At 59.4% G+C, this 11,911-nt stretch carries 14 protein-coding genes and 2 pseudogenes; 12 read left to right on the forward strand and 4 right to left on the reverse strand.

Annotation, left to right across the window (positions count from 1 at the left end; translation table 11 throughout):
• Positions 1-142 precede the first annotated feature (142 nt).
• The gene (locus ACW7G6_RS12635; RefSeq protein ID WP_456998390.1) at positions 143-418 is read left to right on the forward strand and encodes a hypothetical protein; all 276 of its coding nucleotides are present in this window, start codon (positions 143-145) and stop codon (positions 416-418) included.
• Positions 419-1,016: 598 nt separating this feature from the next.
• On the opposite strand, the gene ACW7G6_RS12640 is transcribed toward ACW7G6_RS12635, so the two are convergent.
• Positions 1,017-1,940 carry an IS110 family RNA-guided transposase gene (locus tag ACW7G6_RS12640; protein ID WP_456998391.1) on the reverse strand — a complete coding sequence of 308 codons (924 nt, stop codon included), beginning with the start codon at positions 1,938-1,940 and terminating at the stop codon, positions 1,017-1,019.
• A gap of 238 nt (positions 1,941-2,178) precedes the next feature.
• Between ACW7G6_RS12640 and ACW7G6_RS12645 the strand changes: the two genes are divergently transcribed.
• Positions 2,179-2,832, forward strand: coding sequence for a hypothetical protein (locus ACW7G6_RS12645; RefSeq protein WP_456998392.1), 654 nt, complete (start codon positions 2,179-2,181; stop codon positions 2,830-2,832).
• Between the two features lie 499 nt (positions 2,833-3,331).
• Here ACW7G6_RS12645 and ACW7G6_RS12650 read toward each other — a convergent pair whose 3' ends face one another.
• Positions 3,332-4,255, reverse strand: a complete 924-nt coding sequence (locus ACW7G6_RS12650) for an IS110 family RNA-guided transposase (RefSeq protein WP_456998393.1) — start codon at positions 4,253-4,255, stop codon at positions 3,332-3,334.
• Positions 4,256-4,501: 246 nt separating this feature from the next.
• Between ACW7G6_RS12650 and ACW7G6_RS12655 the strand changes: the two genes are divergently transcribed.
• Positions 4,502-4,711 carry a DUF1737 domain-containing protein gene (locus ACW7G6_RS12655; RefSeq protein WP_456978858.1) on the forward strand — a complete coding sequence of 70 codons (210 nt, stop codon included), beginning with the start codon at positions 4,502-4,504 and terminating at the stop codon, positions 4,709-4,711.
• Positions 4,712-4,930: 219 nt separating this feature from the next.
• On the opposite strand, the gene ACW7G6_RS12660 is transcribed toward ACW7G6_RS12655, so the two are convergent.
• Positions 4,931-5,701 carry an SDR family oxidoreductase gene (locus tag ACW7G6_RS12660; protein WP_456998394.1) on the reverse strand — a complete coding sequence of 257 codons (771 nt, stop codon included), beginning with the start codon at positions 5,699-5,701 and terminating at the stop codon, positions 4,931-4,933.
• A gap of 626 nt (positions 5,702-6,327) precedes the next feature.
• On the opposite strand from ACW7G6_RS12660, the gene ACW7G6_RS12665 reads away from it, so the two are divergent.
• The 4 genes from ACW7G6_RS12665 to ACW7G6_RS12680 all read left to right on the forward strand — a co-directional run bounded on the left by ACW7G6_RS12665 (position 6,328) and on the right by ACW7G6_RS12680 (position 8,042).
• The gene (locus ACW7G6_RS12665; RefSeq protein WP_456980154.1) at positions 6,328-6,828 is read left to right on the forward strand and encodes an arsinothricin resistance N-acetyltransferase ArsN1 family B; all 501 of its coding nucleotides are present in this window, start codon (positions 6,328-6,330) and stop codon (positions 6,826-6,828) included.
• 110 nt (positions 6,829-6,938) lie between these two features.
• Positions 6,939-7,412 carry a GNAT family N-acetyltransferase gene (locus ACW7G6_RS12670; protein WP_456980155.1) on the forward strand — a complete coding sequence of 158 codons (474 nt, stop codon included), beginning with the start codon at positions 6,939-6,941 and terminating at the stop codon, positions 7,410-7,412.
• A 64-nt stretch (positions 7,413-7,476) separates the two neighbouring features.
• Complete coding sequence (locus ACW7G6_RS12675; RefSeq protein ID WP_456960923.1) at positions 7,477-7,734, forward strand: type II toxin-antitoxin system prevent-host-death family antitoxin; 258 nt, start codon at positions 7,477-7,479, stop codon at positions 7,732-7,734.
• The gene (locus ACW7G6_RS12680; RefSeq protein WP_456998395.1) at positions 7,722-8,042 is read left to right on the forward strand and encodes a type II toxin-antitoxin system RelE/ParE family toxin; all 321 of its coding nucleotides are present in this window, start codon (positions 7,722-7,724) and stop codon (positions 8,040-8,042) included. Before ACW7G6_RS12675 ends, ACW7G6_RS12680 begins: the two co-directional genes overlap by 13 nt.
• A 1-nt stretch (position 8,043) precedes the next feature.
• Here ACW7G6_RS12680 and ACW7G6_RS12685 read toward each other — a convergent pair.
• Positions 8,044-9,035 (reverse strand): annotated as a pseudogene (locus ACW7G6_RS12685) (IS30 family transposase).
• 219 nt (positions 9,036-9,254) lie between these two features.
• Here ACW7G6_RS12685 and ACW7G6_RS12690 point away from each other — a divergent pair.
• From ACW7G6_RS12690 to ACW7G6_RS12710, 5 genes and pseudogenes are all read left to right on the forward strand, one after another.
• On the forward strand, positions 9,255-9,746 hold the full coding sequence (locus tag ACW7G6_RS12690; protein ID WP_456998396.1) for a GNAT family N-acetyltransferase: 492 nt from the start codon (positions 9,255-9,257) through the stop codon (positions 9,744-9,746).
• A 318-nt stretch (positions 9,747-10,064) separates the two neighbouring features.
• Positions 10,065-10,160, forward strand: a pseudogene (locus ACW7G6_RS12695) (IS3 family transposase); the annotation flags it as partial.
• Between the two features lie 184 nt (positions 10,161-10,344).
• Positions 10,345-10,593 (forward strand): type II toxin-antitoxin system Phd/YefM family antitoxin, encoded by a 249-nt coding sequence (locus ACW7G6_RS12700; RefSeq protein ID WP_456980158.1) that lies wholly within the window; start codon positions 10,345-10,347, stop codon positions 10,591-10,593.
• Positions 10,590-10,853 carry a Txe/YoeB family addiction module toxin gene (locus ACW7G6_RS12705; protein WP_456998397.1) on the forward strand — a complete coding sequence of 88 codons (264 nt, stop codon included), beginning with the start codon at positions 10,590-10,592 and terminating at the stop codon, positions 10,851-10,853. Before ACW7G6_RS12700 ends, ACW7G6_RS12705 begins: the two co-directional genes overlap by 4 nt.
• 636 nt (positions 10,854-11,489) lie before the next feature.
• Positions 11,490-11,846 carry a transposase gene (locus tag ACW7G6_RS12710; RefSeq protein ID WP_456998398.1) on the forward strand — a complete coding sequence of 119 codons (357 nt, stop codon included), beginning with the start codon at positions 11,490-11,492 and terminating at the stop codon, positions 11,844-11,846.
• Positions 11,847-11,911 lie beyond the last annotated feature (65 nt).

Genomic DNA, 11,911 nt, shown 5'->3' on the forward strand with positions numbered 1-11,911 from the left:
AGGCCGGCCTAACAATTCGTTCAAGCCGAACCCGCTTCGCTCCACCAACAAAATGGCAGATTGAGCTTGCCATGTTGTTGGCTCCGCTACGCGGGTCGGCTTAACTCAGGCGTTAGGCCGCTAGGACGAGGAATCGAGTCACATGGAAGAATCCCACGCGGAGGCAATTGCTCGTGCCATCCTGCAGCCAGACCTGAGGGCCCAAGAAAAACTCCGGCGCAAGAGGGCTAAGGAGGCTTGGTGGCTCGTAGAGAAACGCAAGGTTGCTTGGCTGGCGCTCATTGGCTTCGCAGTTGGTGCCGCTGCTGCTATCTACGCTGGTGAACGCTTCACCAATGGCGCACTGTGGGGATCCTTGAGCGGGGGAGCCCTTGGTTGGCTGTGGATCGGCTGGCGTAGCTGGCGGGGCGCGGCCTAACAAGTCATTCAAGCCGAACCCGCTTCGTCGCTTCGCTCAAATGTGCCGTTGGCGATGCTGCATCGGCGTCCGGTCTGCACCGTGCGGGCCGGCTTAATTCCGGCGTTAGGCCGCTATGGCAACTCTTATGCCCGTCGTTATTTATGCGTTTGGCTTCGTGGGCCTAGCTGCCATAACACTCATTCCGCTTAGAGCTTGGCTGTTGTTCCGGCCAAATGCTGTTCGGCCACCGTGGCATTCCTCCTCCAGGGCAAAGGTACTGTGTCTGGCTCTGGGTGTTCTGTTCGCGGTCGCTCTTGGCATAGAGTTCAAGCTTGTGGCTCGCTTGTTCCATTGCCTTACGGAGGCGTACTGTGGGCCAAGCCGGGCGGGGGGCTGGCTCACGCTTGCAACTCTCGGTGTTGTGTACTTGGCTCTTGAGGTGTTGCTGTTCGTTTGGTCAGCGGCCGCACGCCGTGCAACTCGGTGCGCGGCCTAACAATTCGTTCAAGCCGAACTTGCTTCGCTCCACCAACAACATGGCAGAAAAAGCTTGCCATGTTGTTGGCTCCGCTACGCAAGTCGGCTTAACTCAGCAACTGTCTTGTGATTAGTCGGGTCAAGCCATAATCAGACCCTCCGCACGCAGCTCATCGCGCCGCCTGGCATTGATGATGCCGAGCAGCTTGCGCATGCAGGCCACCAGCGCGACCTTGCCCAGCTTTCCGCGTGCACGCAGTTGCTGGTAGTGCGCCTTCATCATCGGATCCCAGCGCACGGCCGACAGCGTGGCCATGTAGAGCGCAACGCGTACCGGGGCGCGCCCGCCGCGGATGCGGCGCTTGCCTTGGCCCTGCCCGCTGTCGCGGTTCATCGGTGCCACGCCGGCGAGTTTGGCGATCTGCCGGCGATCAAGATGGCCAAGCTCGGGCAGCAGCGCCAGCGCGGTCGCCTGGAACACGGGGCCGAGCCCCTTGCTGGAGCGCAGCGCGGGCGTGGCGTGCTGTTGGATCAGGTCCTTCATGGTGCGCTCGATCGCCGCCAGCTCGCGGACCAATGCGGCGATGGTGCGAGCGGCCAGCTTACGAACCGATGGCGATGCCATCGCCGCCTGTTGCTTCTGGGCTTGTAGCAGGGTGACCACCTGGCCCCGTCGGCGCAGCCAGTCGCGCAACTCGCGCTGCCACGGCAGCGGGGCGACGTACCGGCGGAGGCGGTCTGCGAACATCCGGGCCATCAGCGCCAGCAAGCGCGCATCAATGGCATCGGTCTTGGCCAGCTCGCCGGTGGCACGCGCAAAATCGCGGGCCTGGCGCGGATTCACCCGCGCAATCCACAGCCCGGCATCGCAGCAGGCGTCCAACAGCGGCTCTTCGTAACCGCCGGTGGCTTCCACCACGATCCTGGACGCACCCAGCGCCACCAGGCGCTTGATGATCTTGGCAATCCCGGCTCGGGTGTTGGGAAACCGGGCGACGCCGGTCTGTCCATCCACACCAAGATCCAAAGCGCCTTTACCCACATCGATCCCTACTGCCGTCATGTCCGTTCTCCGTTACAGTTGGCCGGTCGAGAGCATCGCGCCTGAGGCCCACGCTTATCGGTTCGAGGGAAACCTCGATCAACTGTTCGGGCGCAGGGCGCGAGATCCGGCGTACGGCCCCTGCTGAATTACGGTGGTCTGACACCGAGGCGTTATCGGGCGCGCACGCCGGGCTCTCGGCTCTTAGGCTAGGGGAAACTCAAGACATAAGGCGTTAGGCGCCTAGGATGGTTACTCGATGAAAGCCTGGCTTGTACTCCTTCTTGCCGTCATCGCACCAGTACACGCTGGCAATGTGGTCACGGACGTCCCCGCCGCTGTCGACCCGGCGGAGATTTACTTGATCTACCTGCACGGGCGCATCGTTGAGGATCGTGGGCCTCGCCCCACTGGAGCACGCTTTGGCCTCTATGACTATCCAGCCATCCTTGATGCGCTTTCATCTAGAGGCGCCACCGTCATCTCGGCACAGCGCGGGCCTGACACTGATGTAGATGCGTATGCCGGCATTGTTATCTCGCAGGTAGAACGATTACGTCAATCCGGGGTGCCACCTAAGAACATTGTCGTAGTGGGCTTCTCAAAAGGCGGTGCAATTGCACTGCATGTTTCCAGCTTCCTGCGGCGCCCGGAGGTTCGCTTCGTATTGCTCGCCGCTTGCTGGGATCGGCCTGATAAGCCACAACTCCGTCTAACGGGCCATGTGCTTTCACTTTATGAAACTAGTGATACATTAACCAATAGCTGCAAGCCCCTCGCGGATCGTTCTGAGCAACCTCAATCTTTTAAAGAGATCACGCTCTCCACCGGCAAAGCACATGGTGCTTTCTACATGCCGCTAGCTGCATGGGTTAAGCCCGTACTAGATTGGGTGCACGGGGGCGGCGCCTAACAATTCGTTCAAGCCGAACTTGCTTCGTTACACCAAACACATGGCGGAAAAACCTTGCCATGTGTTTGGCTCCACTACGCAAGTCGGCTTAACTCAGGCGTTAGGTGCGCAAGGGAGAGTTTTGTGGCTTGGGGAACTGCACTGGCATTGCTCGCGTTCTTGGTTTCAGTGGCGGCGGCGTTGTATGCCCGCCAGACAGCTCACGAAGCCGCGAGGGCTAATAGCTTGAGCCGTCTCAATGCACTTCTGGCATTACGGACTCACTATCTGGCATTGATGGAACACCAGGGAAAACTTGCCGAGATGCTAAGGGGCTTGCCCAGCGGCCTACAGGCAGTTCAAGACACGTATGCTGATCTGGATAGCAAACTTAGAGAGGTGAGCCGTGAGATTGATACTTATCACGCCGATCTTGTCGGGCCGCGCACCTAACAATTCATTCAAGCCGAACCCGCTTCGCGGGTCGGCTTAATTCAGCAACTGTCTTGAAGCGTGCCGCTCAAGCCAGTGCCAGACCCTCGGCCCGAAGCTCGTCACGCCGCCTTGCGTTGATGATCCCGAGCAGCTTCCGCATGCACGCCACCAGAGCCACCTTGCCCAGCTTTCCACGCGCTCGCAGCTGCTGGTAGTGCGCCTTCATGGTCGGATCCCAGCGTACGGCCGAGAGCGTGGCCATGTAGAGCGCGACGCGAACCGGCGCGCGCCCTCCACGGATCCGCCGCTTGCCCTGGCCCTGTCCGCTGTCCCGGTTCATCGGAGCCACGCCGGTGAGCTTGGCGATCTGTCTGCGATCAAGGTGGCCGAGCTCCGGCAGCAGCGCGAGAGCGGTGGCCTGGAACACGGGTCCAAGCACCTTGCTCGAGCGTAGCGCGGGCGTGGCGTGCGCCTGGATCAAGGCCTTCATTGTTTTCTCGATCGCGGCAAGCTCCCGGACCAAGGCGGCAATGGTGCGGGCTGCAAGCTTGCGGACGGAAGCAGGCGCCATCGCCGCCTGCTGCTTCTGGGCTTGGAGCAGGACGACCACCTGGCTGCGACGGCGCAGCCAATCACGCAGCTCGCGTTGCCAGGGCGGCGGTGCGAGGTAGGGGCGCAGACGGTCGGCGAACAGCCGGGCCATGAGTGCCAGGATCCGGGCGTCGATGTCGTCGGTCTTGGCCAGCTCGCCGGTGGCGTTGGCGAAGGCGCGGGCCTGGCGCGGGTTGACCCGGGCAATCCACAGACCGGCATCGCAGCAGGCCTCGAGCAGTGGCTCCTCGTAGCCGCCGGTGGCTTCGACCACGATCCGCGTGGCCCCAAGTGCCTGTAGTCGCTTGACCAGCTTGGCGATGTCCGCCCGATTGTTGGCGAACCGGAGCACGCGCGGCTGCCCATCCACGGCCAAATCCAGGCTGGCCTTGCCCACATCGATCCCTGCTGCTGACATGTTCGTTCTCCGCTACAGTTGATTGGCCGAGAGCATCGCGCCCGAGGCCCACGCTTATCAGTTCGAGGGAAACCTCGATCAACTGTTCGGGCGCAGGGCGCGAGATCCGGCGTGCGGCCCCTGCTGAATTACGGTGGTCTGACACCGAGGCGTTATCGGGCGCGCACGTCGGGCTCTCGGCGCCTACGGTAGGGGAAACTCAAGACATAAGGCGTTAGGCGCCACATCCGTCATCGAGGCGAGTTCATGAAGCAACCACCAAACGACCTGCCGATCTATCGTGTGCTCACCGGTCCAGATGATGCTGCGTTCTGTCACCGTGTTAGTGGAGCTCTGGCACTTGGTTATGAGCTTTATGGTTCGGTTGCTGCAACTTTCGACGGCCAAAGAATCGTCTTGGCGCAAGCCATTATTTGGCCTCGCACAAAGCGCCAATTGTCCGGTACTAACCAATGATCGTTGGCGCGCTGCAAAGTGTGGCGCCTAACAACTCGTTCAAGGCGGACGGCTGCGCCGCCGCTTAACTCCAGCGTTGGGCGTCACCAGAACGAGTGCAGTCTTTCGCACTTCTGGGCGTCAGAATGACGCCGTCAGCATCGGGCAAACGCGCCGTCGGAGGCGCCTCTTTTCGGCCACCCCCGCGCTCTTGCGCCCGACGCCTTCACGGCAACTCAATCAAGTTCTGGTGATTGAGACGCCACCGTCAACGAGGAGCACGGCGCCCGTGATGAAACTCGAGGCGTCCGACGCAAGGTGAAGCACCGACCGCGCGATCTCGTCAGGCTTCGCCATGCGTTTGAGCGCATGAAGGCCTTCGACAAAGGCGAGTACCTCGGAAGTGGCTTCCGGAGCATTGGTGATGCTCGCGGGAGTATCAGTACCTCCGGGCAGGATTGCGTTCGCGCGGATGCCCTTCGCGCCAAACTCGGCGGCGAGGACTTGGGTCAGGCCGATCAGCCCTGCCTTGCTGGCGGCATAGGCGGCCATGCCGGGCATACCGACGCTGTAGCCTACGAACGAGCCCGTAAAAATCAACGACCCACCGCCTCGCGCGATCATCGCTGGCACCTGATATTTGGCGCCGAGGAAAGCACTTGTCAGATTGGTATCCAGCACGTCCCGCCATCCGGCCAACGACACGTCATGAACCGGCCCCGTCTCACCGACCGCACCCGCATTATTGAAAGCGATGTCGAGTCCTCCAAAGTGGTGGATCGCCGTCTCTACAACGAGTTTCGCGACAGCCTCGTCCCTCACGTCGCCCGCAACGGCTACCGCTTGACCGCCAGCTTCCACGATCTGCGCGACCAGTCTGTCGAGCTCTGTTTGGCGCCGCGCAGTCACGACCACCCTGGCACCCTCTCGTGCAAACATCTTCGCGGTCGCATACCCGATTCCAGAACTTGCCCCAGTAACGATGGCAACTTTGTTGGCCAGTGCGCTCATACTTTCTCTCCGTCGGTTGATGAAGCGCCACTGTGTTCCCGCACAAGCCAACTGTCTCGCCGTTTTCGGACGTGCAATTGCCCCGCTTCAAGGGCAACGCCGTGCCTTCCATGTGTTTGGTAGATCAATCATGAAGAAGTTATGTGGCTGCTTGGATCGCCAGTGACGCCCAACCGTTCCATCGAGCGGACATCCAAAGGGCTGCGCCCTTCGGCTGCCGCTCATGTCAAACGTTAGGTCGCAGTAAAAGCATCTTGCGTGGCAGTGCGGTGTCGTAACGATTGTTTGAGTCGCTTCACCATGGTTTCTGGTGTCGCAACACGTGACTCATCCCGCTACACCAAGGTCAGCGTAAGCATCCGCAGGCCTTCGCCGCCGGGTTCTCGCTCGGCTAAATCGCGGTGATCGGCCAGTTCACGCAGTCCAGCTCATCGGGCGCAAGTTCCATCTAACGCGCTGCTCCCAGCATGGTCTTTCGCAACTGACTTTTCTCGGCTACGGTTGCAACCTAACTGGTCGTTCAAGCCGAGCCCGCGAAGCCCCATTTCCAGGCAAAGTCGTGGTTCGGCTTCAATCAGCATCCGGCCTACTCGTTGCGGGCCGGCTTAACTACGGTGTTAGGCCTCATGGACGTATCAATTCGATCTGCAAGAGAAAGCGATGCCACCGACATCGCTGCCATCTACAACACTTATGTGTCTGAAACATGCATCACCTTCGAGACTGACCCAGTCCATGCGCCGGAGATGGCGCATAGGATCGCGGAAGCATTGGCATCATCTCTCCCTTGGTTAGTGGCTGAGGCTTCAGGCCAAGTCATCGGCTACGCGTATACCTCAAGATGGAAGGGCCGCTGCGCGTACCGCTACTCGGTCGAGTCCACTGTGTACCTGGATCCAGTCCATACCGGCAAGGGCTTTGGGCTACGTCTTTATGCCGCGCTCATCGACGCAATTCGCGCATGTTCGATGCACGCAGTAATAGGAGGCATAGCCCTTCCCAACGATTCAAGCATCGGCCTTCACGAGCGCCTAGGCTTCATAAAGGTTGCTCACTTTAAGCAAGTGGGCTACAAGCAAGACCGTTGGGTAGACGTGGGCTACTGGCAGCTATTGCTTGAGGCCTAACAAGTCGTTCAAGCCGAACCTGCTTCGTTACAGCACCGTCGTGGCAGAAAAAGCTTGCCACGCCGTTGCCTCCACTGCGCAGGTCGGCTTAACTCTGGCGTTAGGCGGCAATGAAACTTTCGCTCCGACCCGCAGTTGATGAAGAGCGTGCCTTCTGTATGTCGCTCAATCGCCGCAACATGGGTGGCTACCTCGTCACGAGAGGCATCGCGTGGGATCCAGATCGCTTCCTCGCTAGCTGGTTGGAGTTCGAGAACTTGGTGATCCTGGCGGACTCCGACGTCGTCGGTCTGTTAAGGCTCGTGCCGGAACAAGATGCACTGGGTCTTAGAGACCTTCAGGTGCTTCCACAGCGTCAAGGCCAGAGCATCGGCACGTGGGCGGTGCAGCAAGCGCAGGCTATTGCGGTCAGCCGTAACATCCTTCGGCTGCAGCTTCGGGTGTACGAGGAGAACCCAGCTAGAGCGTTGTATGATCGTTTGGGGTTCAAGACAGAGTCGGTCGCTGGTGGCACGGTCCACATGGCGTGGGCGGTGCCGCCTAACAATTCATTCAAGCCAAACCCGCTTCGCGGGTCGGCTTAATTCAAGTGTTAGACCTTTGCACCAAGCACTTGCGCGTCTCAAAGTAGCACTGTAGTGTCACTTCATGCGTACAGAACTCGTCACCACCCTTAAGCGCCAAGCTACTGACCTCCTCTCGGACATCGAGCGAGACAAAGAGCCCATCCTCATCACCCAGCATGGACTGCCCAGCGCCTATCTCGTGGACGTTGAGACCTACCAACTCATGCAACAGCGCATGACCGTGCTGGAGGGCATCGCCCGCGGGGAGCAGGCAGTCGCTGAAGGACGCGTGGCCACCCACGCCCAAGCCAAGAAGCGCTTGGCCCGATGGTTGAAATAATCTGGTCGGAGCCGGCGTTGAGCGACTTGGACGCTATTGCCGACTACATCGCCCTGGAGAATACGGCTGCAGCTGCAGTGCTAGTCAAGCGCGTAGTCGCCCACATTGAGCATCTTGCGGATCATCCGGAGAGTGGCAGCCGCCCACCGGAACTCAAGCGGTCACGGTATCGCCAAGTTGTTGAACCGCCCTGCCGCATCTTCTATCGCTATGACGGACACAAGGTTTTTATCCTGCACGTCATGCGGTCAGAGCGTCTACTCCGTAAAGGACGGCTTGCATCTCGTGCAAAGCAGGCAAAGGGGTGAATTAACACTCCAAGTGCAACACTCCTGAGAGTTTGTGCATGCGGTCGGCGGGGGTCTGGAAGCCATAGCGTTTCCTCGGTCGTGTGTTCAGTTTAACGACCGCTTGGTCGCAGTCGGCCTGTCGTTTCCCGGACAGACTTCGCCCTTTCCGAAAGTATTGCCGGAGCAAGCCGTTGAAGTTTTCGTTGCTGCCCCGCTCCCACGGGCGGTGCGGGTAGGCGAAGTAGCTGCGGACGCCGGTGGCTTCCTCGATCTGGCGATAGCCGTGGAATTCCGTGCCGTTGTCCCAGGTGATCGTCTTGAACGGCAGACCGCTGTTCTTGATCGCGCCGATCACCGCTCGGTTCACCGCGCGCACCGTGCGGTGCGGTAGCCGAATCACCAACGCCAGGCCTGTCGCACGCTCGACCAGGGTCAAAAGGCAGGTGCGCTCGCCGCTGGCACCCATCACCGTGTCGCCTTCCCAATGCCCGACTTCCTGCCGAAGCTCGATCACACCAGGGCGGCTGTCGATCATCGCCTTACCGCTTAATTTCCCCCGTTTTTCAACACCATAGGTGCGCTTGCGTCGGCGTTTACCGCCCTGCCGGAGCTGCTTGAACAAGCGGCCGCCAGCGCGCTGATCCCGCCGAACGTGCCGGTAGATCGTCATATGACTGAGCGTCACGCCCAGCCCTTGGGGCAATTCCCTGGCGATCTGTTCCGGGCTCCATTGCACTTCGATCAGCCGAGCCTCGATGTGCGCATACACCTCAGGGCCGTGGTCTTCACCCGTCGACTGCGGCTGCGCCGACCGTTCGCATGCTCCTGGGCGTTGCTCGGCACATAGAACGAGCGTCCCTTCGCAGCATTCAGCGTCGCGTTACGACGAACCTCGCGACTGATGGTGCTGGGGCTGCGCCCCAGTGCTTGGGCAATGGCGCGGAACGTTCGCCCTTCCCGCCTCAACACAGACAGGGTGTATCGTTCTGGCTCGGTGAGTTGGTGGTACATGCGGGATCGTCTCTTGCCGGAGAAATCCCTTCCAGTCTGCCAGCTCACCTCTTCTTTTCCGGGCGGCGCGGGTGTTGCACTTACTTTGTTAACCTGCGAGTGCTAACAATTCGTTCAAGCCGAAACTGCTTCGTTACAGCACCGGCGTGGCAGAAAAAGCTCGCCACGCCGTTGCCTCCACTGCGCAGGTCGGCTTAACTCAGGCGTTAGGCAGCAAACATGCTCATCCGCGAGTACATACCGGGAGAAGAAGCAATTCTTCGAGAGGTATTCCTGTCATCTGTACATCAACTGGCCCGGACCTACTACACACCCGAGCAGATCAACGCATGGGCGCCCGCCACCTACGACAGGAATAAATGGCGCGAGAAGATTGCCACGATTCGCCCATTTGTAGCGGTTGTTGGCAGTCGGGTTGCTGGTTACGCTGACCTCCAAGCCTCCGGCTACATAGACCACTTCTTTGTGTCAGGGGAGTTTTCTCATCGTGGCGTCGGATCTGGGCTTATGCGGCATATCCATGACGTTGCGGAAGAGCGTGGCTTGCCCAAGCTTATTGCGGACGTCAGCCTTGCTGCAGAAGAATTTTTCACTTGGCATGGCTTCGTGGTGAACACTCGTCAGTCCGTAGCAGTAATGGGCGTAGCGCTGTCCAACGCACACATGGTCAAGGAGCTGCTGCCTGACAATTCATTCAAGCCGAACCGATAGTTCCTACGGTTTAGTGGACACCCTGAACTAACTTTCAGGAGTGCTCCATGCCTAAGCCAGGCCCGCGAACCGTTATCCGTTACAGCGACAAATTCAAAGCCACAGCCGTGCGCCTCAGTGAGCTTCCCGGCGTGCTCGTGCAGGACGTCGCCGTGCGGCACCGGCAACCGCAGCCGGGCACCCTGGTGCACAGCGATCGCGGCGTTGAATTTCTTGCGGGCACCTTCAAGCGCGCTTTGGCCAAGGCCGGTTTGGTGCAGCATGAAGTCGGACATGTGCCACCGCCAGACTTTCACCGACGACCAGACGTTACGTTCTGCCCTGCGCAGTTACATCGATTTCTACAACCAGCACCGCTTGCACTCGGCGTTGGGCTATCGCTCACCAAACGAGTTTGAGGCACTGTGTGTCTGACCGAAGGTGTCCACTTTTTCGTAGGAACTCTCACCTGCTTCGCTACACCAACAACATGGCAGATAAAGCTTGCCATGCTGTTGGCTCCACTACGCAAGTCGGCTTAACTCAAGCGTTAGCCGCTACAGGCCACTTGCGTTTGCGTACGCTTTAACGTACGATCAACTTCAAATCGGAGCCTGCCATGACTGCCACTACCCTTACCGCCAGCGAAGCCCGCGCCAACCTCTATCGTTTGATGGATGAGGCGGCCGAGTCCCATCAGCCTATCCTCATCTCCGGCAAACGCCACAATTCCGTGCTTCTCGCGGCGGAAGACTGGACTGCCATCCAGGAAACCCTGTTCCTGCTGTCTGTTCCCGGCATGCGCGAGTCCATCAAGACCGGCATGGCCGAGCCCATTGAGTCCTGCTCTGAGAAGCTTGACTGGTGAGTTGGCGCCTCGTCTTTACCAAACAAGCCCAGAAAGACGCACGCAATCTCAGTTCTGCCGGCCTCAAGGCCAAGGCTCAGTCGCTCTTAGCCGTGCTCGCGGAGAACCCTTTTCAGGCACCTCCACCCTACGAGAAGCTGGTTGGAGATCTGGCCGGCGCGTACTCTCGGCGTATCAACATCCAGCATCGGCTCGTATACCAAGTCCTGGCGACTGAGCACACAGTCAAAGTCTTGCGGATGTGGTCGCACTACGAGTAGCAGCTAACAATTCGTTCAAGCCGAACTTGCTTCACTACACCAACAACGTGGCAGGTAAAGCTTGCCACGTTAGTCGGCTACGCTACGCAAGTCGGCTTAACTCAGGCGTTAGCTGCCTCGAGAGTTCCCTGTGACTTCATTTGAACTTCTAGACAAAGTGGCTGATTCATACACACCGTTGCTCGGTGTCGTCTGGCTCGCGCTCGTTAGCCAGTCGGCATTTTTTCGGCAATGGCGTCAGGCGTTCTGGCGACTTGTCCTCGGCTTGTTCGCGCTTGTTATCGCCTATTCCTTCATGTGGGCTGACAACGCGTTCCTGTGGTGGCCCTCCGTCGGACTCGATTACAGCACTCACTCTGCGGTTGCACTCGCTCTAGCAGCGGCTATTGGCACCAGCTCCCCTAGACTGCGGCTTCCTGTGGCTGCGACTTTACTGGCGTACTTCCTTCTCATGCTCTATCAGCAGTACCACACAGTTGCAGACATCGCCTCCACATCGGCAGCGGTGGCTGTACCCCTTGCGGCTCTTGTGTATGTCCTGCAGGGTCGCGCTGAGGCAGCTAACAATTCATTCAAGCCGAAGCGATAGTTCCTACGGTTTAGTGGACACCTTGAACTAACTTTCAGGAGTGCTCCATGCCTAAGCCAGGCCCACGAACCATTACCCGCTACAGCGACGAATTCAAAGCCACTGCCGTGCGCCTCAGTGAGCTTCCCGGCGTGCTCGTGCAGGACGTCGCCGCATCGCTTTACATCCACCCCTTCATGCTGTCTCGTTGGCGCAAATGGGCGCGTGAGGGCAAGATCATGACCAAAGGAGTTGCCGTGGATCAGGCGGTGTCGGCCGAGCTTAAGGAGCTGCGCCGGGTGAAGAAGGCGTACGAACAGCTGAAGGTCGAGCATGACCTTTTAAAAAAAGCGATCGCGTTCACTTCCGCTCGAAAAGCGAACGTTTTGCCTTCATCGAGCAGCAGCAAGAAAACTACCCCGTGAAGCGGATGTGTCGTCTGTTCGGCGTCAGTCCCAGCGGCTTCTACGCTTGGCGGGGTCGACCGGCC

Source organism: Lysobacter sp. A421, assembly GCF_054052145.1.